This window comes from Flavobacterium sp. WC2509, assembly GCF_052683105.1.
The window spans coordinates 2,678,740-2,697,783 of the sequence record NZ_JBQZFG010000001.1 but is presented as its reverse complement, the minus strand read 5'-3'; the positions used below and the strand labels follow the sequence as shown (position 1 = coordinate 2,697,783).

Sequence of the window (19,044 nt, the reverse complement as noted above, 5' to 3'; positions counted from 1 at the left end):
TTTTATATGTCTGCTCAAAAACGTCTTTACCTTCTCGATGCTTATGCATTAATATTTCGTGGTTATTTTGCTTTTATAAAAAACCCAAGAATCAATTCTAAAGGAATGGATACTTCGGCTATTATGGGTTTTATGAATGCATTGATGGATGTTATCAAGCGTGAGAAACCAGATCATTTAGCCGTAGCTTTTGACAAAGGCGGAAGTACTTATCGCTACGAAATGTATCAGGAATATAAAGCTAATCGTGACGAAACCCCCGAAGCCATTAAAATTGCCGTTCCCTATATTCAGGAATTATTGCGTGCTATGCACATTCCGATTATTGAAGTTGCCGGTTTTGAAGCTGATGATTTGATTGGAACTATTGCCAAACAAGCCGAAAAGGAAAACTATAAAGTTTATATGGTAACTCCAGATAAGGATTTTGCTCAATTAGTTTCCGAAAATATTTTCATGTACAAACCAGCAAGAATGGGTAACGACATAGAAATTTGGGGAATTCCAGAAGTTTTAGCAAAATTCGAAATCACTCATCCAGAACAAGTAATAGATTTTCTAGGAATGATGGGTGATGCTGCCGATAATATCCCTGGATTGCCAGGCGTTGGAGAAAAAACAGCTAAAAAATTCTTGGCAGAATACGGATCAATGGAAAATCTTTTGGCTAACACACACCAATTAAAAGGAGCAATCAAAGCCAAAATTGAAGCCAATGCCGAATTAGGTTTATTGTCTAAAAAATTAGCCACCATTCTTTTAGATTGTCCTGTACAATTTAATGAAACAGATTACGAATTATCGAAACCCGATGTCGAAAAAACCGATGCACTATTTCTAGAATTGGAATTTCGTCAAATGAAAGCGCAGTTTGACAAATTATACAATCCAACGGCAATAGAAAATGGCAATATCAATAGCAATGACAATGAAGAAAAGGCAATAAAAAAAGCTCTCGCAAAAAAATCTAACGAAGATCAATTTGATCTGTTTGGCTTTTCGGAAGAAGAAAGTGGTGAAACAAAACCCAGTTCATTTTATGCTACTTTAGAAAACACAGAACATTTTTACCAAATAATTCAAGGCGATTTTGCTGTAAAATTGCTTTTGCAAAACTTAATGAATCAAACTTCGGTTTGTTTTGATACCGAAACTACAGGAATTGATGCTTTGAATGCCGAACTAGTTGGAATGTCATTTTCTTTCGAAAAAGGAAAAGCATTTTACGTTCCGTTTCCGGAGAATCAGGAAGAAGCACAAATTTTAGCAGATAAATTCAAACCTTTTTTCGAAAATGAAACTATCGAAAAAATTGGTCAAAACGTGAAATACGATTTGAAGATCTTATCAAATTATGGTGTTCAAATCAAAGGAAAGTTATTTGACACAATGATTGCGCATTATCTGATTAATCCGGATATGCGTCACAATATGGATGTTTTATCTGAAACGTATTTAAAATATTCACCAAAATCTATTGAAGATTTAATTGGCAAAAAAGGTAAGAATCAAAAATCGATGCGTGATGTAGCTTTGGAAGACATCAAAGAATACGCCGCCGAAGATGCTGATATTACCTATCAATTGAAACAAAATTTCAGTCCAATTTTAGACAAAGCTGAAACCAAAAAATTATTTGATGAAATCGAAATTCCGTTAATACCTGTTTTGGCTGCCATGGAATTAGAAGGAATCAATTTGGATGTTCCTTTTTTACAATCAATGTCGGTTGAAATGGCTGTCGAAAGCAATGCATTGGAACAAAAAATCTATGAAACTGCTGGAGAAAAATTCAATTTGGCGTCCCCAAAACAGCTTGGCGATATTTTATTTGACAAATTAAAAATTGGCGGAGCCAAACAAAAGAAAACCAAAACTGGCCAATATGCAACTGGCGAAGAAGTTTTATCTTATTTAGCCAATGACAACGAAATTGTTCGTGATATTCTAGAATGGCGTCAAATGGTAAAACTGCAAAGCACCTATATTGATGCATTGCCTAATCAAGTTGATTCAAAAACTGGTCGCGTCCACACCGATTATATGCAGACAGTTGCAGCAACAGGACGTTTAAGTTCCAACAATCCAAACCTGCAAAACATTCCTATTCGTACCGAAAGAGGACGTTTGATTCGAAAAGCATTTATTGCCCGTGATGAAAACTACACATTAGTTTCTGCGGATTACTCTCAGATAGAATTGCGAATTATTGCGGCTTTGTCTGGCGAAGAAAATATGATTAAAGCTTTCCAAAATAACGAAGATATCCACAGAAGCACCGCTGCAAAAGTATTCAACGTTTCATTGGAAGAAGTAACCAAAGAACAGCGAAGCAATGCTAAAACTGTGAATTTCGGAATTATATACGGCGTTTCTGCTTTTGGATTAAGCAATCAAACATCGCTTTCGCGAAAAGAAAGTGCTGAGTTGATTGATGCTTATTATACTACGTATCCAAAACTAAAATCCTACATGTCTAATCAAGTTGATTTTGCCAGAGAAAACGGTTATGTACAAACAGTTTTAGGAAGAAGACGTTATTTAAAAGATATCAATTCTGCCAATATGATGGTCAAAAGTGGTGCCGAACGAAATGCAGTAAACGCACCAATTCAAGGTTCTGCTGCCGATATCATCAAAATTGCGATGATTAATATTCACAAAAAATTAGTTTCAGAAAACTGGAAAAGCAAAATGTTATTGCAGGTTCATGATGAGCTTGTGTTCGATGTTCACAACAGTGAATTAGAAAAAATCCAGCCGATGATTAAACATGAAATGGAAAATGCTTTTAAAATGGATGTTCCCTTAGATGTAGAAATTGGTTTGGGTAAAAATTGGTTAGAAGCGCATTGATTTTAGAGCCAGTGTTTAGTTTTTAGTATTCAGTTCAACAACAAAACCAGAAGGCAATGCCAACAATTTGTATTGAATAGTTTTGGCCAACCGGTAATCACCAAGGGCATTGGGATGCAGTCTATCTGTATCTTTGTCATGAAAGTATTGCGATTGTGCATCGGCCATTGGAAACAAACCACTTGTAGAATAGAGGTCAATTAACGGAACCGCCCAATAAGAAGCCGCTTGTTTTAAAATATCAACATAGGAATCGATATATAATCCTTGTCCGTTTGCATAATTTTCATCAGGCTGCACATTCTTGTCGTTAAATTTTGCATACCCTCTGTGAATGGGTGTCATAATAACAATTTGCTGCTGTGGGTAATTATTCTTCAGGTAAGACATCGCTTTATTGATACGTCCGCAAAAGGTTGAATCATTCAGGTTAGGAGTACGATATTTACGCGTTACTTCTTTTCCGTTAAAGTTTGTTTGTTTTATTGTTTCACTAAAAAATTCTCCCACTGGGATATTGTGGTTATAATCATTCGTACCTGCAAAAATCAATATTGCGTCAATACTCGTTCCTTTTTCTTCGTGCAGTTTCACAGATTGTTTGTAAATATCATTCCATTGATTTCCGCTGATGCCATATACAAAAGGTTCTATCCCCAGTAATTCATTTAAATATTCCCAATAAATACAAGTAGTTCCAACACGGCGTTTGTCTGTCATCGAATCACCAAGAAAGGCCACCTTCATCCCCTTCCATTGCGAGTTTAGTGTTTTTTCAGAATCGGTTAATTTTACTTTTGGGACGGTTTGTTGTGCAAATCCATTAAAACCAACTGTCAACAAAAGGATATAAGCAATTGTAATTATATGTTTCATATGTGTAAATGATAATTTGTTTCTTGATTTTTTACTTATAAAAATAAATCCGCTAAAAGCATTATTGCTGTTGGCGGATTTTAAATTTGAAATAAACTACTATTTAAACTTTTATTATTTAGTAGATTCTCTTTCTTTTAATTTTGTTTTGATAACAATAGTTTCATACGGTTTTTCCTCATCATCAGATTCTAATCTATCAATTAATAATCTTACCGCTTCTTCTCCAATCTCAATTCCATGCTGACTTACAGTGGTCATACTAGGAGACAATCTTCTAGAAGCTAAAATTCCATCGGCAAAACCAATGATTTTTAAATCTTTAGGGATTTTATACCCTTTCTTTACTCCAACTTTTAAAGCCGCAACAGAATCATTTTCTTCTAATGCAAAAACTCCATCTACCAGATTATTAGAATACAATTCATCAATCTTCTCAGCTAAATCATGATCAGATTCTGATTCTGTTCGAATAATAATCTTTTCATTAATTTCAATATTATTTATTCTCAAGGCATTTAAATACCCCTCAGCTCTTAATTTACCAACACTTAAATTATTTGAAGAAGAAATTAAGGCAATATTTTTACAACCTAAATCAATCAGATGTTGCGTTGCATTTTGACCTGAATCAAAATCATCAACAATCACCTTATCACATTCGACTTCATCAGTTGTTCTGTCAAACATCACAATAGGAGTTCCATCATTTATAATAGAATTAAAGTGACTGTAATCATTCAATTTTTGCGCTTCCTCAGAAATAGATAAAACAAATCCATCAATAGTCCCGTTACTCAACATTTCCATAGTATGCGCCTCTTTTTCTAAGGATTCATTAGAAATACACATAATTACATTATAACCTCTCTCATCTGCTACCTTTTCAATACCACTAAAAACTTTAGCAAAAAATGAATTTAATATATTAGGAATAATAACTCCAATGGTTTTTGTTTTTCGGTTTTTAAGATTTAAACCAATAACATTGGGTTTATAATTCTTTAACTTGGCATATTCTTTAATTCTAACTTTCGTTTGTTCGCTTATTTCAGGACTATCATTAAGTGCTTTAGAAACAGTTGATACTGAAACATTAAGTTCTTTTGCAATTTGTTTTAAAGTTGCTTTTGCTTTCATTGGAGAGTGGTGGTATATAAACCTAAATTAACAGTCTTAAAAAATTAATTTTATCCATATTTGACAATACTTTCCTCAATTTTTACTGAAAATCTAAAAAAATACGGACATATAATTCGATAAAACGGAAAAGTACAAAAAAATTGCAACATCAAAAAAAAATTCATCGAAATTATTGCAAAAGAAAGAAACACAAACTAAAACAAAATTCCGGTTCAATAAATATATATTTGATTATCAGCACCAACTCAATAAAAAAATAATCAATTAAGCTATTTGGTTTTAAAATAATTAATTGTACTTTTGCACTCCCTTTATTGGGAATGGAATGTTTAATTAAAATATATTATTGTGAACGCATTAAGCTACAAGACAATTTCAGCAACAAAAGCCAATTCTACAAAAGAATGGATTGTTGTAGACGCTGATGGTCATAACTTAGGACGTCTTGCTTCAAAAGTCGCTATGATTTTAAGAGGTAAGTACAAGCCAAGTTACACACCACACGTTGACTGTGGAGATAACGTAATTGTTATCAACTCAGAAAAAATCAACCTTACAGGTAACAAATTGGATGAAAAAACATACATCCGTCACACTGGTTACCCTGGAGGACAAAGAACTTTAACTGCTAAAGTATTGCAAGCAAAAAACCCTGCATTATTAGTAGAAAAAGCGGTAAAAGGAATGCTACCTAAAAACAAATTAGGAGCTGAACTTTTCAGAAATTTAAATGTTGTTGTAGGATCTGAGCACAAACAAGGAGCTCAAAAACCTAGAACTGTTAACCTAAACGATCTTAAGTAATGGGAGTTATTCACAAAATCGGTAGAAGAAAGACCGCTGTTGCACGTGTTTATGTTTCTGAAGGAACAGGAGTTATCGTTGTAAACAAAAAACCATTCGCAACTTATTTCCCAACTGCTACTTTACAGTACAAAGTTTTGCAACCATTGTCTATGACAGAAAATGCATCTAACTTTGACGTAAAAGTAAACGTTTATGGAGGTGGTTCAACTGGACAAGCAGAAGCTGTAAGAATGGCATTAGCACGCGTTATGTGTGAAGTAAATGCTGAAAACAGAGGGATCTTGAAGCCAGAAGGTTTATTAACTAGAGATCCAAGAATGGTTGAACGTAAGAAATTCGGTCAGAAGAAAGCTCGTAAGAGATTCCAATTCTCTAAACGTTAATATTGCCTGTCTTGTTCAATTAGGACAAGACATTCTAGAATGTATTAAAAAATTTAAAACAATGTTGTTGTTGTCCCATCGAGGTGGGAAATTAGTTTAGCATCTAAATGTATGTAGCCGAGAAATCGCCATTCCTACATTGCTAATCAACAGAACGTAAACTAGTACAAAAAATGTCAAACAAAGTAGAAGTAAAAGAATTACTAGAAGCAGGTGTTCATTTTGGACACATGACTAGAAAATGGGATCCAAATATGGCTCCTTACATTTATATGGAGCGTAATGGTATACACATTATCAATCTATATAAAACTGCAGCAAAAATTGAAGAAGCTAATGACGCTTTGAAAAAAATCGCTGCATCAGGTAGAAAAATATTATTTGTTGCTACCAAAAAACAAGCAAAAGACATCGTTGCTGACAAAGCAAAAGCTGCAAACATGCCTTACATCACTGAAAGATGGCCTGGTGGAATGCTAACTAACTTCGTAACTATTCGTAAAGCTGTTAAAAAAATGGCTACTATCGATAAAATGAAGAAAGATGGTACATTCATGACACTTTCTAAAAAAGAGCGTTTACAAGTTGATCGTCTTCGTGCTAAACTAGAGAAAAACTTAGGTTCAATCGCAGATATGTCTAGACTTCCTGCAGCATTGTTCGTAGTAGATATCAAAGCTGAACACATCGCAATAAAAGAAGCTCAAAAATTAAACATTCCAGTTTTTGCAATGGTTGATACTAACTCTGATCCACGTGAAGTAGATTATGTTATCCCTGCAAATGATGATGCTTCTAAATCAATTGATAAAATTTTATCTTTAGTAACTGCTTCAATTATCGACGGTCTTGCAAATAGAACTTCTGATAAAGAAACTGATGCTACTGAAGTTGTAGCTGAAACTGAAGCTCCTGCAGCTGAAGTTGCAGCGGTTGAAGCTGCTCCAGCTCCAGCAACTGAAGAATAAATCAAATTTTAAATTCCAATTTTAAATTCCAAATTCCCCAAAAAGATTAATAACATTATGTTAGTAATTTAATAAAATTGGAATTTGGGATTTAAAAATTGGAATTTTTACTTTTAATAACACTTAAAATAAAATATTATGTCAACTATAACTATAACAGCTGCAGACGTAAACAAATTAAGACAAACTACAGGTGCCGGAATGATGGACTGTAAAAAAGCTTTAGTTGAAGCTGAAGGAGATTTCGATAAAGCTATACAAAACCTTAGAGAAAAAGGACAAAAAGTTGCTGATAACCGTTCTGACCGTGAGTCCTCTGAAGGTGCTGCTGTTTCTTTTATCAATGCAGATAAAACTAAAGGAGCTATCATTACCTTAAACTGTGAAACAGATTTCGTAGGTAAGAATGAAACTTTCGTAGCTTTAGCTAAAGAATTAGTTGAAAAAGCGATTAACTTCTCTTCTAAAGAAGAATTCTTAGCTTCAGATTTCAACGGAATTACTGTCGCTGAAAAACTAATTGAGCAAACTGGTGTTATTGGTGAAAAAATCGAAATCGGTGGTTTTGAAATCGTAGAAGGTGCTTTCGTAGGATCTTATGTTCACGTTAACAAAATTGCTGCATTAACTGCAATTTCTGCAGCGGTTCCTAATGCTGACGTATTAACTAAAGACATCTCTATGCAAGTTGCTTCTATGGGAGCTGACACATTATCTTACAAAGATTTTGACCCTGCTTTCGTTGCCTCTGAACTTGATGCTCGTATTGCTATCATCGAAAAAGAAAATGAAGAAGCAAAACGTTTAGGAAAAACTTTGAAAAATGTTCCTAAATATATTTCTTTCTCTCAATTAACTGAAGAAGTTTTAAAACAAGCTGAAGAAGATGCTAAAGCTGAATTAAAAGCTGAAGGAAAACCAGAACAAATTTGGGATAAAATTATTCCAGGAAAAATTCTACGTTTCATCTCTGACAATACTACTTTAGATCAAGAGAAAGCCTTATTAGATCAAAACTTCATCAAAGATGATAGTAAAAAAGTTGGTGATTACGTTAAAGGATTCAACGTTGAAATTACAAATTTCAAAAGAGTTACTTTAGGATAATCTATTGATTGCAACAAACGGATTCTATTTTAGATTTCGTATACATATAAAATCCCATCTTGTTTCATTACGAGATGGGATTTTTCTTTACTAAAAATGTCTGATAATTGTTAACATAAAACAAATAAGCATATTTATCTTAGCACTAAGCGTCGAATTTCACTTATTAGAAGATATACAAAAGAGCAAAAAACAAACGATTGTTACCACCCTAAAACAACCTACACTTACATTTCCTATTTAATGGCAAATAATTCATTGCTAAACAAAAAATTAACCCATAAAAAAACAGCAGTAAACTTTTGCCTACTACTGTTTTTTAAATTGTAATTGAAAATATTGTATTCTAATTTATGATTGAAAACCAAAAAACTAAACTAATTGCTGTTCATTTTCTACAGTTACCATTGTAGCTTCTGCATTTCTCAATTCTTCTTTTTCAACCATTTTAGAAAGCCTAAAAACTAGTAATGTCCCTACTACTCCCAGACCCGTCATGAATAACCAATTTGACTCATAACCTGAATTTTGAATGATTTCCATACCTGTTTTAGCACTTAAAATATGTGCAAAACTATAACTCATAGTAAAAGCTGCCATGAACTTCCCTTCTTGCATATGTGATCTATCCATTGCGAACGAATTAGCAAACGGAAAAGTCAACATTACACCGCAAGTCATGACAAACATCATAGGAACCAAAACAGCCTCAAAAGGAAGCAACAACAACAAGAAACTAGTCGCCATTAACAACAAACCAAAAGAGATAACTTTATGATTATTTATTTTATTTCTATTCACATAATTTACAATTGGAAGTTCAAAAAGTAAAATAAGCAATCCATTTAAACTCAAAAGTAAACCACTATCAAATTCAGTCATATTGAATCGTTCTTTGTGATATAAAGGTAAAGTGGTAAAAATCTGAAAGAAAAGAATACCAGTAATCAAACAAATAACCAAATGCAGCATAAATGGTCTGTCTTTCATAACTGAAACTTTCACTTTAGGTTTATTTTCTTTAAGCACTTTAACAGGTATTTTTTTCTCTTTAACAAAAAGAACAAAAACGATTATAGCCAATATACAAGTAGCGCCATCAACGTAGAAAATATACTCATAACCTAATTGCATAATAATCAAACCTCCTAATACAGGTCCAAAAAGGAACCCTAAATTAATAGCGGCACGTGTTAATGAATAAGCACGAGCTCTATCTTCTTTTTTAGTAAAAGTTTTCAAACACACCAACATTGCTGGTCTAAACATATCTGCAACACTAGTCAGAATTAGAATACCTACACATAGCTGTTCAAAAGATGTAGCATATTGCAACAAAACAAACACTATTCCACTTGCAAACAAACTAAAGACCATGACCTTGTAAAAGCCAATTTTATCCGAAAGCTTACCACTCAGCCAAGTTCCAATTATAGAACCAATTCCAAAGAAAACCATCACCCATCCAATTTGGCTATAAGTGAAATGTAGATTTTCTTTCATATATTTTGAGAGGAATGGAATAACCATAGTACCTGCTCTGTTAATGAATGTAATTAAAGTAAGTATCCAAATCTCTTTTGGGAAACCTTTGAAATTGTTAAGGTATTTTTTTATCATAATTAATTTTTTTTGGGGCTAAAAATTTAGTTATCTTGGCAAAAATAGATTTTTTTTTGAATTATGCAACACTCAAATAGTTAAAAAACAAAACATTTTCTAAACATTCACCAAACATTTATAAAAATTAGGTGATAAACAATTTTTATAAAAAAAAATACAAAATAAAGGAATTATTCAATTTTTAATATAGATTTGTATTTATTAAAAAACCCCAAATAATTAAAATATGAGAGAAAAAATTTACTATTTGATAATTTGCCTTATTCTTTCCTATTCTACGCAAGCACAACTCTATGGAGGAATAGAAATAGGAAGTAAAGGAATCAAAATGACAGTCCTTGATGTAGAAAACATCAAAAGAAACACGTATGATGTAAAAGAATTTTGGACTGAAAACGTAGGTATCGCTACAGGTATTGGAATAGATGGTTCATTATTAGCAGAAGATATTGAAAAAGCAGGAGCTGTAGTTTACTCCAATTATAAAAAAATGCTTGCTGAATATAAAATTGAAGACAAAAACATTTTTATTGTGGCTTCATCTGGAGTTGGTTTAGCGAACAATACGAATGACTTAGTTGTAAAAATCAAAACACTTACAAATAAAAAAATAGAGATTATATCTTCCTCACTTGAAGCTAAGTTACTTTTAAGAGGTTGTATCCCACCTAAAAATTATTTAAATTCTGTGATTATAGATATTGGAGGAGGAAATACTAAAGGTGGATACGCAAAAGAAATCAATGAATCTTCTGTATTTTTCCCAATATCATGTGATTTAGGAACTGTTACATTAACAGAAATAATCAATAAAAAATGTAAACAAAAAACAGTATTTGAATTCAACGAAAACCTTTTTGACTACTTACCTACAATAAGAGAAAATTTCAAAAAGATGTACACTAGTCGCCCTGAATCTCAAGACAAAAGCAATGTTTACATCTCTGGTGGAGCTGCTTGGGCTTTTTACACTCTTTTGACTGGACTAAAAGCTGAAGAAAATTTCACACTAGTAAAATATGATGACATCTTAGGAATTAGAACTATTGCAGAGAATAACTACCAAAGATTTGTTACCAATGCTGAAACTAACGTAGAAATGCAAAAAGTATTGAAAACCTACCAACAAAAATACTTAATTTCTGCATTTAATCTTTTAGAGACTTCACTTGAAGTTATTCCTAACATACAAACTAAGAAGATTTATTTTGCTAAACAAGGTCAAATAGCTTGGTTAGTAAGTTACGTTTTCGACAGTGCTAAAGGTGTTAAACAAATTTATTAATACTTTAAATGTGTTTTTATTGAAGTATTAAATAGCTTCGAATAAAACACATTAAGAATAAAATACCCAAAAGGAGTTGTCTAATAGACAGCTCCTTTTGTTTTTACTAGAATTTTAATCAAAATAAATAGTTAAACCCATAATAATATAAATTCGTTTTATTAGATTAAAAAAATAGATTAAATTTGAATAATTGTTCCAATCTCTTAACACATTAATTATGCCGAATTTTAAAATTTTATTCACATTCATTATACTTGTAACGCTATTTAGCTGTGGCAAAAACAAAGAGAGTGAAGAACACGAATTAGAACAAAAAAAAGAGCCTAACTACGAGCAAAAGGACACAATTAATCCTGAACCACAAAGAAAGGATACCCTTCATTTGTCACCAGAAGACAGTATAAGAGCAGTCAAACAATCTATTTTAAGAAAACAAAAATTCAAAAAAAAGAAAGAAACAGAAACTGAGACTGATACTGGAAATGTGACTGGAGCTGAAACCGAAATAGAAACTGGATCCGAAACAGTAACAGTAGTTAACAACGAAAACCCAAAAGAAACCCCACAAGCCAATACCGTTAAAAAAAGAGCTGTGCCATCTTTTGTATACATTAAGAAAATACTAAATGAAAGCAAAATTGGGGAATTAATGACACAAAAAGATTTACAAAGTAAATTCTACATCCCAAAAGAAGCCATTCAATTAGTCAAAAGTGTAACCAAAATATCCGATAACGAACTCGATATCAAATGGAAATCAACTTGGATTATAGAAAAAATGTCTGATGCTAAATTTAATGATGGACGACTTAAAGTACGCTTCGAAAAAAATAAAATGTATACCTCAGGCGGTGCAATTGGAATCAAATACGAGAAAAAAATGTATACTGATTTGTATCTAATAGGACGCTCAGCTTACATTCCAACAGTTAAAGGATACTATTGGCAAATAGGAAACTAATGCAAAAACAACTCATAAGATGCGGTTGGTGCAATTCCAGCGAATTATACCAAAAATATCACGACAAAGAATGGGGAGTTCCCGTATATGAGGACACTAAGCTATTCGAATTTCTACTTCTGGAAACTTTCCAGGCAGGATTAAGTTGGATTACCATCTTAAATAAAAGAGAAAATTTTCGCAAAGCTTTTGACAATTTCGACTATAAAAAAATAGCTAACTATTCAGAAGATAAAATTCAAGATTTGCTTCAAGATTCAGGTATTATTCGAAACAAGCTTAAGGTTTATTCAGCAGTTTCCAATGCCATAGCCTTTATAAAAATTCAAGAGGAATTCGGTAGTTTTTCCAAATACATCTGGGGCTTTGTCGATGGAAAACCCATTATAAACAACCGAAAAAGCCTAAGCGAAGTACAGGCCACCACTCCCCTTTCCGATGCCATCAGCAAAGACCTAAAAAAACGTGGATTCAAATTTGTTGGCTCTACAGTTGTGTATGCCCACATGCAGGCCACCGGAATGATAGACGACCATGTAGCCGATTGTTGGAAGAGAAATTAACACAAAATCACCGTTTTAAGTTTCAAGAACACAAGTTACACCTGTAACAACTTTAAACTTTTAAATCATTAAACTTTCAAACTTTTTTAATTACATTTGCTTCACACTTTAGGGGTGTCTGCAATCGCAGGCTGAGACTTTACCCTCGAACCTGATCTAGTTCATACTAGCGTAGGAAAAAGTAAGATGACTTCTTGTCGCACATTTGTGCGTAATTGCAGCCATTCCTAAAGTATAATTACATACTAAATTCAAAAGGAATGGAGCTAAAAATCAACAATCAAACAAAACAATTTGCCACTGACAGCTTAACTGTTCAGGCACTTCTTGACTTGGAAATTCCTGAAAAACAAAACGGAATTGCCCTCGCCATTAACAATACCGTAATTCCAAAATCTGATTGGAATTTCCATCTCATCAAAGAAACCGACGATATTTTAATCATTTCAGCAACTCAAGGCGGATAAACATTTCAATTAAAAGATTGAAAGATTCAATGATTAAAATATTTATCAAACACATCTCTTCAGTCTTTCAATTTTTTAATACTTAAATCTTTCAATTAAAAAAATATGAACAACGAAGAAAAAATCTCAAGAACCCCGTTTCCAAACTCCAAAAAAGTATATATCGATGGAGAAATCCACCCGATAAAAGTCGCAATGCGCGAAATCTCCCTTGCTGACACTAAAATGTCCAATGGAAGAATAGAAAAAAATCCTTCGGTAACTGTTTACGATACTTCAGGGCCTTTCACCGACCCAAACATCGAAATTGACATCCGAAAAGGATTGCCACGCATTCGCGAACAATGGATACTAGACCGCAACGACGTAGAAGAACTAACCGAAATCTCTTCCGAATACGGAAAGTCACGCCTGAACGACGAAAAACTAAACGATTTACGTTTTGAATATTTACACAAACCAATGCGTGCCAAAAAAGGGGCCAATGTTTCTCAATTGTATTACGCTAAACAGGGCATCATCACTCCCGAAATGGAATACATCGCGATTCGTGAAAACCAACGCATCGAACAATTAAACGAGCAAACCAAAGCAATGCAGTGCCAACACAATGGACATAGCTTTGGAGCTAACACACCGAAATCTAAAATCACTGCCGAATTTGTTCGTAGTGAAGTAGCAAGAGGTCGTGCCATAATCCCAAACAACATCAACCACCCTGAAAGCGAACCGATGATTGTGGGACGCAATTTCTTGGTAAAAATTAATGCTAATATTGGAAACAGTGCTGTAACTTCAAGCATTGAAGAAGAAGTAGAAAAAGCCGTTTGGGCTTGCCGTTGGGGAGCCGATACCATTATGGATTTGTCCACAGGTAAAAACATACACGAAACTAGAGAATGGATTATTCGTAACTCACCAGTACCAATTGGAACAGTTCCCATCTACCAAGCCTTAGAAAAAGTAAACGGAATTGCCGAAGATTTAACTTGGGAAGTATTCCGTGATACCTTAATCGAACAAGCAGAACAAGGCGTTTCTTATTTCACTATTCACGCCGGAGTTTTATTACGTTACATTCATTTGACTGCAAACCGTGTTACTGGAATTGTATCTCGTGGTGGGTCAATTATGGCAAAATGGTGTTTATTTCATCATAAAGAAAATTTCCTTTACACCCACTTCGAAGAGATTTGCGAAATAATGAAACAATACGACGTTGCCTTTTCATTAGGAGATGGATTGCGTCCTGGTTCAATTGCCGATGCCAATGATGCTGCACAATTCGCAGAATTAGAAACATTGGGAGAATTAACAAAAATTGCTTGGAAACACGATGTTCAGGTATTTATTGAAGGTCCAGGTCACGTGCCAATGCACATGATTAAAGAAAATATGGACAAGCAATTGGAACATTGTGATGAAGCTCCTTTTTACACTTTAGGACCATTAACTACTGATATTGCTCCTGGTTATGACCACATTACTTCTGCCATTGGAGCAGCTATGATTGGTTGGTACGGATGCGCCATGTTGTGTTATGTAACACCAAAAGAACATTTAGGCTTACCAAATAAAAAAGACGTAAAAGACGGTGTTATTACTTATAAAATTGCCGCACATGCTGCCGATTTAGCCAAAGGTCACCCAGGTTCACAATACCGTGACAATGCCTTGAGTAAAGCCCGTTTCGAATTCCGTTGGGAAGACCAATTCAACTTATCATTAGACCCAGATACAGCTCGTGAATTTCACGATGAAACTTTGCCTGCTGATGGTGCAAAAGTGGCGCATTTCTGCTCTATGTGCGGACCAAAGTTCTGTTCGATGAAAATCTCACAGGAAATCCGTGATGTTGCCGAAGCAGAAAAAGGAATGGCAGCCAAATCGGAGGAATTTATTGAACAAGGAAAAGAAATTTATATCTAAGATGATTGAAAAAATTAAAAGATTTAAAGATTGAAAACTTTCGTGTTTAAATAATTTTTAAATCTTTTAATTCTTAAATTTTTTAATCTAAAGAAAAATGATCGTAATCACAAATCCAATTTCGATAGCTAATGAAATCGACACCATCTATTCTCTTTTTGAGAATGGATTGGGGTTGCTTCATATTCGAAAACCAGATTTTTCTGCAGCGGAAATGAGATCTTTTTTATTGGAAATAAAATCAGACTTAAGGGAACAATTGGTTTTGCACAGTCATCATCATTTAGCTTCGGCATTTGGCATCAATCGAATTCACTTTAGCGAAAGCGAAAGAAAAAAAACAGCAGCATTATTCGGAAAATCAGCATTTGAAACATATAAAACAAAAGGATTCCATTTATCGACTTCGATTCATAGAATGGATGATTTCAATGCTTTGGATAACAATTTTGAATATGCCTTTTTGAGTCCAATTTACCCGAGTATTTCCAAAGAAAATTATTCTTCAAAAACAGATTTATTCGAAGCCATTAAAAATAGGATTAATTACAAAACGAAACTAATTGCTTTAGGCGGAATTGAATCAAAAAATACAGAACAAACATTAAAAAATGGTTTTGATGACGTTGCCCTTTTAGGAACCATTTGGAACAGTAATTATCCAATAGAAAATTTTAAATTATGTCAGCAAATCGCCCTTTCGTTTTAACAATTGCAGGCTTTGACCCTTCGGCTGGAGCTGGAGTTTTAGCAGATATCAAAACCTTTGAACAGCATGGAGTATATGGTTTTGCCATTAATACTGCCAATACCATTCAAACCGAAAATGAGTTTTTCGAAATACAATGGACTGACTTGGCTTTTATTTTGAAATCTGTAAAAAAATTGTTTGAGAATTACACTATCAAAGCGGTAAAAATTGGCATTATCCCTTCATTAGACTATTTGAAAGAAATTGTTTTTACCATAAAAAAACTTTCACCAAAAACAAAAATTGTATGGGATACGGTTCTAAAATCTTCTACTAATTTTGATTTTACAATTATTGAGAACCGTCTTGATTTGACTAAAATCCTAAACCAAATTGACTTAATTACACCAAATTATAATGAAATTAAAATCATTTTCCCAAACTTCTCACCTCTGTCTTGTTTTATAAATTCACTATCACTCGTACAAAGCGGATCATGTGGCGATAGTAGTTCTGTTTTACTAAAAGGAGGTCACAATCCAAATGAAATGGGGGTTGATTATCTCTACACTGAAGATGTAATTCATCAACTTTTACCCAGAACAATTGAATGTTATGAAAAACATGGATCAGGCTGTGTCCTTTCCTCGTCCATTGTAGCCAACATAGCATTAGGACAAGACTTAAAAACAGCTTGTGAAAAAGCAAAAATATACACCGAAAACTATTTATTATCTAACTCAACTAAACTAGGATTCCATTATGTATAATAAATTACAATACATCTCTCAAGGAGAAAGCGTCGAAGAACAATTGTACAACATTCATCAGGCATTAGACAATGGATGTGATTGGATACAAATGCGATTCAAACATCAAAAGCCCAAAAAAGCCTTTGCTTTAGCCGAAGCTGTAAAATTTTTATGCGAAGAATATCTCGCTAATTTCATTATAAACGACAACGTACATTTAGCCAAACAATTTGCTGCCGATGGTGTTCATTTAGGTCTTTCGGATATGGATGTCACAGAAGCAAGAGCTATCTTAGGTAAAACCAAAATTATAGGTGCAACTGCTAATACTTTTGAAGACATAGTAAAACAAGTAAATAATGGTTGTGATTATATCGGTCTTGGTCCATTTCAATTCACCAAAACCAAAACAAATTTAAGTCCAATACTAGGTCTTGAAGGTTATCGCTCCATAATCTCTAAAATGGAACAGGCTAAAATTGACATTCCGTTGTATGCTATTGGTGGAATTACAATGCAGGACATTGACCCCCTAATAAACACAGGCATTCATGGCATTGCCGTTTCTAGCATTATTACCAAAAGCAATCACAAAATCGATTTAATCAAACAACTCAACGAAAAACTATATGGCAACGTCATTGTTTAAAATAGGAGATAAAATATTAGAGTCACGCTTATTTTTAGGAACGGGGAAATTCGGATCCAATCAACAAATGGAAGAAGCTATTTTAGCTTCAGGAAGTGAATTGGTTACTGTGGCTTTGAAGCGTATCGATTTAGAAACCGATACTGATGCAATTTTAAATCACTTAAAGCATCCTAGAATAAATTTACTACCCAATACTTCTGGAGCAAGAAATGCCAAAGAAGCTGTTTTTGCAGCACAACTAGCTAGGGAAGCTTTAGAGACCAATTGGCTAAAATTAGAAATTCATCCCGATCCAAAATATTTGATGCCAGATCCAATCGAAACTTTAAAAGCTACCGAAGAATTGGCTAAACTAGGATTTATTGTATTACCCTATATTCATGCAGACCCAGTTTTATGTAAACGTTTGGAAGATGCTGGAACATCTGCTGTGATGCCTTTGGGTTCACCAATCGGAAGTAACAAAGGCTTAAAAACTATTGATTTTTTAGAAATTATTATTGAACAAAGTAACGTCCCAGTAATTATTGACGCAGGAATTGGCTCACCATCTGATGCTGCTAAAGCAATGGAAATGGGAGCTGATGCTGTTTTGGTAAATACAGCTATAGCCGTTGCAGGAAATCCAAAATTGATGGCCGAAGCGTTTAAAGAAGCGGTAATTGCAGGAAGAAAGGCTTATGAAGCCAAACTAGGGCAGCAATATAGGCACGCAGTTGCTTCTAGTCCTTTAACTTCTTTTTTGTATGAATAGCATTTATTTAACCGCAAAGCACACAAAGACAAAACGCTAAGCCCGCAAAGCTTTGCGAACTTTGCGAAAAACTTAGCGCTCCTTGCGTTTAAAATTATGAAAACATTCAAATCCATTTTTGAACAATACGACTGGAATACTATTCAAAACAAAATATATCAAACTTCCGAAAAAGAAGTTGAAAACGCTTTGTCTAAAAACAAACGCAATCTGGATGACTTTCTGGCTTTGATTTCGCCAGCAGCCCAACCTTATTTGGAACAAATGGCACAAATAAGCCACGAACTGACCAAAAAACGTTTTGGCAAAACCATTCAAATGTATGCCCCTTTGTATTTAAGTAATGAATGTCAAAATATCTGTACCTATTGTGGTTTTAGTTTAGACAATAAAATAAAACGGAAAACCCTGAGTGAACGTGAAATTACATTAGAAGTCGAAGCCTTAAAAAAAGCAGGTTTTGATCACGTATTATTAGTTACGGGAGAAGCCAATTACACTGTAAATATTAATTATTTTCTGAATGCTATTGAACAAATCAGAAAGGATTTTTCGATAATTTCAGTTGAAGTACAACCTCTTTTGCAAGAGGAATACGAACGTTTACATGATGCTGGTGTGTATTCCGTTTTAGTGTATCAGGAAACGTATCATCAAGAAGTTTATAAAAAGTACCATACCAAAGGTAAAAAATCAAATTTTGATTTTCGATTAGATACTCCAGATAGAATTGGGAAAGCAGGAATTCATAAAATAGGTTTGGGCGTTTTATTAGGTTTGGAGGACTGGCGTACCGATAGTTTTTTCAATGCTTTGCATTTGGATTATTTACAAAAAACCTATTGGCAGACCAAATACTCCGTTTCTTTTCCAAGGCTTCGTCCTGCGGAAGGCATCATTGAACCTAATTTTATTATGAATGATAAAGATTTGGCTCAACTTATTTGTGCCTATCGATTGTGGAATGAAGATTTGGAAATATCCATTTCGACTCGAGAAAATGAGAAATTTAGAAACAATATTATTCCGCTTGGTACAACAAGCATGAGTGCTGGTTCCAAAACGAATCCTGGCGGATATGTAGTTGATCCGCAATCTTTGGAGCAATTCGAGATTAGTGATGAACGTTCTGCTTCGGAAATTGCTACACTTATTTCCAGTCGAGGATATGAACCTGTTTGGAAAGATTGGGATAGAAATTATAATTTTAGATTTTAGATTAAC

18 protein-coding genes and 1 riboswitch are annotated in these 19,044 nt (G+C 33.8%); of the genes, 15 read left to right on the top strand and 3 right to left on the bottom strand.

Annotated elements, in window-relative coordinates; all coding sequences use genetic code 11:
- Window positions 1-6: 6 nt before the first annotated feature.
- On the top strand, window positions 7-2,856 hold the full coding sequence (polA, locus tag ACUN3A_RS11285; RefSeq protein WP_445551390.1) for a DNA polymerase I: 2,850 nt from the start codon (window positions 7-9) through the stop codon (window positions 2,854-2,856).
- Window positions 2,857-2,871: 15 nt separating this feature from the next.
- Here polA and ACUN3A_RS11280 read toward each other — a convergent pair whose 3' ends face one another.
- Window positions 2,872-3,732 (bottom strand): SGNH/GDSL hydrolase family protein, encoded by an 861-nt coding sequence (locus ACUN3A_RS11280; protein WP_445551389.1) that lies wholly within the window; start codon window positions 3,730-3,732, stop codon window positions 2,872-2,874.
- A 114-nt stretch (window positions 3,733-3,846) separates the two neighbouring features.
- The gene (locus ACUN3A_RS11275) at window positions 3,847-4,872 is read right to left on the bottom strand and encodes a LacI family DNA-binding transcriptional regulator (protein ID WP_445551388.1); all 1,026 of its coding nucleotides are present in this window, start codon (window positions 4,870-4,872) and stop codon (window positions 3,847-3,849) included.
- Between the two features lie 351 nt (window positions 4,873-5,223).
- On the opposite strand from ACUN3A_RS11275, the gene rplM reads away from it, so the two are divergent.
- The 4 genes from rplM to tsf all read left to right on the top strand — a co-directional run bounded on the left by rplM (window position 5,224) and on the right by tsf (window position 8,140).
- Window positions 5,224-5,679: a 50S ribosomal protein L13 gene (gene rplM / locus ACUN3A_RS11270; protein WP_100432187.1), complete on the top strand. Its 456-nt coding sequence runs from the start codon at window positions 5,224-5,226 to the stop codon at window positions 5,677-5,679.
- Window positions 5,679-6,065 (top strand): 30S ribosomal protein S9, encoded by a 387-nt coding sequence (gene rpsI, locus ACUN3A_RS11265; RefSeq protein WP_100842314.1) that lies wholly within the window; start codon window positions 5,679-5,681, stop codon window positions 6,063-6,065. The genes rplM and rpsI overlap by 1 nt, the downstream gene beginning before the upstream one ends.
- 173 nt (window positions 6,066-6,238) lie before the next feature.
- Window positions 6,239-7,033 carry a 30S ribosomal protein S2 gene (gene rpsB, locus ACUN3A_RS11260; protein WP_445551387.1) on the top strand — a complete coding sequence of 265 codons (795 nt, stop codon included), beginning with the start codon at window positions 6,239-6,241 and terminating at the stop codon, window positions 7,031-7,033.
- Window positions 7,034-7,171: 138 nt separating this feature from the next.
- Window positions 7,172-8,140 carry a translation elongation factor Ts gene (gene tsf / locus ACUN3A_RS11255; RefSeq protein WP_445551386.1) on the top strand — a complete coding sequence of 323 codons (969 nt, stop codon included), beginning with the start codon at window positions 7,172-7,174 and terminating at the stop codon, window positions 8,138-8,140.
- A gap of 372 nt (window positions 8,141-8,512) precedes the next feature.
- Here tsf and ACUN3A_RS11250 read toward each other — a convergent pair whose 3' ends face one another.
- Window positions 8,513-9,760 carry an MFS transporter gene (locus ACUN3A_RS11250; RefSeq protein ID WP_445551385.1) on the bottom strand — a complete coding sequence of 416 codons (1,248 nt, stop codon included), beginning with the start codon at window positions 9,758-9,760 and terminating at the stop codon, window positions 8,513-8,515.
- Window positions 9,761-9,989: 229 nt separating this feature from the next.
- On the opposite strand from ACUN3A_RS11250, the gene ACUN3A_RS11245 reads away from it, so the two are divergent.
- The 10 genes from ACUN3A_RS11245 (at window position 9,990) to thiH (ending at window position 19,038) form a co-directional block, all read left to right on the top strand.
- Entirely contained in the window at window positions 9,990-11,048 is a 1,059-nt protein-coding gene (locus ACUN3A_RS11245) for a Ppx/GppA phosphatase family protein (protein WP_445551384.1), read from the top strand.
- A gap of 220 nt (window positions 11,049-11,268) precedes the next feature.
- Window positions 11,269-12,012: a hypothetical protein gene (locus ACUN3A_RS11240; RefSeq protein ID WP_445551383.1), complete on the top strand. Its 744-nt coding sequence runs from the start codon at window positions 11,269-11,271 to the stop codon at window positions 12,010-12,012.
- Entirely contained in the window at window positions 12,012-12,575 is a 564-nt protein-coding gene (locus ACUN3A_RS11235; protein ID WP_445552834.1) for a DNA-3-methyladenine glycosylase I, read from the top strand. Before ACUN3A_RS11240 ends, ACUN3A_RS11235 begins: the two co-directional genes overlap by 1 nt.
- Window positions 12,576-12,675: 100 nt before the next feature.
- Window positions 12,676-12,770, top strand: a riboswitch (TPP riboswitch).
- 65 nt (window positions 12,771-12,835) lie between these two features.
- Window positions 12,836-13,042, top strand: a complete 207-nt coding sequence (gene thiS, locus ACUN3A_RS11230) for a sulfur carrier protein ThiS (RefSeq protein ID WP_445551382.1) — start codon at window positions 12,836-12,838, stop codon at window positions 13,040-13,042.
- 105 nt (window positions 13,043-13,147) lie between these two features.
- Window positions 13,148-14,971 (top strand): phosphomethylpyrimidine synthase ThiC, encoded by a 1,824-nt coding sequence (gene thiC / locus ACUN3A_RS11225; protein WP_445551381.1) that lies wholly within the window; start codon window positions 13,148-13,150, stop codon window positions 14,969-14,971.
- A 97-nt stretch (window positions 14,972-15,068) separates the two neighbouring features.
- Entirely contained in the window at window positions 15,069-15,680 is a 612-nt protein-coding gene (locus tag ACUN3A_RS11220; protein ID WP_445551380.1) for a thiamine phosphate synthase, read from the top strand.
- Window positions 15,653-16,432, top strand: coding sequence for a hydroxymethylpyrimidine/phosphomethylpyrimidine kinase (locus ACUN3A_RS11215; RefSeq protein ID WP_445551379.1), 780 nt, complete (start codon window positions 15,653-15,655; stop codon window positions 16,430-16,432). The genes ACUN3A_RS11220 and ACUN3A_RS11215 overlap by 28 nt, the downstream gene beginning before the upstream one ends.
- Window positions 16,425-17,063 (top strand): thiamine phosphate synthase, encoded by a 639-nt coding sequence (locus ACUN3A_RS11210; protein ID WP_445551378.1) that lies wholly within the window; start codon window positions 16,425-16,427, stop codon window positions 17,061-17,063. Before ACUN3A_RS11215 ends, ACUN3A_RS11210 begins: the two co-directional genes overlap by 8 nt.
- Entirely contained in the window at window positions 17,044-17,820 is a 777-nt protein-coding gene (locus tag ACUN3A_RS11205; protein ID WP_445551377.1) for a thiazole synthase, read from the top strand. Before ACUN3A_RS11210 ends, ACUN3A_RS11205 begins: the two co-directional genes overlap by 20 nt.
- 96 nt (window positions 17,821-17,916) lie before the next feature.
- Window positions 17,917-19,038, top strand: a complete 1,122-nt coding sequence (thiH, locus tag ACUN3A_RS11200) for a 2-iminoacetate synthase ThiH (protein ID WP_445551376.1) — start codon at window positions 17,917-17,919, stop codon at window positions 19,036-19,038.
- Window positions 19,039-19,044: the final 6 nt, after the last annotated feature.

What these genes read in the sequence shown, in the direction of transcription:
- polA (WP_445551390.1), top strand. Translation starts at nt 7, where the DNA reads ATGTCTGCTCAAAAACGTCTTTACCTTCTCGATGCTTATGCATTAATA.
- ACUN3A_RS11280 (WP_445551389.1), bottom strand. Translation starts at nt 3,732, where the DNA reads ATGAAACATATAATTACAATTGCTTATATCCTTTTGTTGACAGTTGGT.
- ACUN3A_RS11275 (WP_445551388.1), bottom strand. Translation starts at nt 4,872, where the DNA reads ATGAAAGCAAAAGCAACTTTAAAACAAATTGCAAAAGAACTTAATGTT.
- rpsI (WP_100842314.1), top strand. Translation starts at nt 5,679, where the DNA reads ATGGGAGTTATTCACAAAATCGGTAGAAGAAAGACCGCTGTTGCACGT.
- rpsB (WP_445551387.1), top strand. Translation starts at nt 6,239, where the DNA reads ATGTCAAACAAAGTAGAAGTAAAAGAATTACTAGAAGCAGGTGTTCAT.
- tsf (WP_445551386.1), top strand. Translation starts at nt 7,172, where the DNA reads ATGTCAACTATAACTATAACAGCTGCAGACGTAAACAAATTAAGACAA.
- ACUN3A_RS11250 (WP_445551385.1), bottom strand. Translation starts at nt 9,760, where the DNA reads ATGATAAAAAAATACCTTAACAATTTCAAAGGTTTCCCAAAAGAGATT.
- ACUN3A_RS11245 (WP_445551384.1), top strand. Translation starts at nt 9,990, where the DNA reads ATGAGAGAAAAAATTTACTATTTGATAATTTGCCTTATTCTTTCCTAT.
- ACUN3A_RS11240 (WP_445551383.1), top strand. Translation starts at nt 11,269, where the DNA reads ATGCCGAATTTTAAAATTTTATTCACATTCATTATACTTGTAACGCTA.
- ACUN3A_RS11235 (WP_445552834.1), top strand. Translation starts at nt 12,012, where the DNA reads ATGCAAAAACAACTCATAAGATGCGGTTGGTGCAATTCCAGCGAATTA.
- thiS (WP_445551382.1), top strand. Translation starts at nt 12,836, where the DNA reads ATGGAGCTAAAAATCAACAATCAAACAAAACAATTTGCCACTGACAGC.
- thiC (WP_445551381.1), top strand. Translation starts at nt 13,148, where the DNA reads ATGAACAACGAAGAAAAAATCTCAAGAACCCCGTTTCCAAACTCCAAA.
- ACUN3A_RS11220 (WP_445551380.1), top strand. Translation starts at nt 15,069, where the DNA reads ATGATCGTAATCACAAATCCAATTTCGATAGCTAATGAAATCGACACC.
- ACUN3A_RS11215 (WP_445551379.1), top strand. Translation starts at nt 15,653, where the DNA reads ATGTCAGCAAATCGCCCTTTCGTTTTAACAATTGCAGGCTTTGACCCT.
- ACUN3A_RS11210 (WP_445551378.1), top strand. Translation starts at nt 16,425, where the DNA reads ATGTATAATAAATTACAATACATCTCTCAAGGAGAAAGCGTCGAAGAA.
- ACUN3A_RS11205 (WP_445551377.1), top strand. Translation starts at nt 17,044, where the DNA reads ATGGCAACGTCATTGTTTAAAATAGGAGATAAAATATTAGAGTCACGC.
- thiH (WP_445551376.1), top strand. Translation starts at nt 17,917, where the DNA reads ATGAAAACATTCAAATCCATTTTTGAACAATACGACTGGAATACTATT.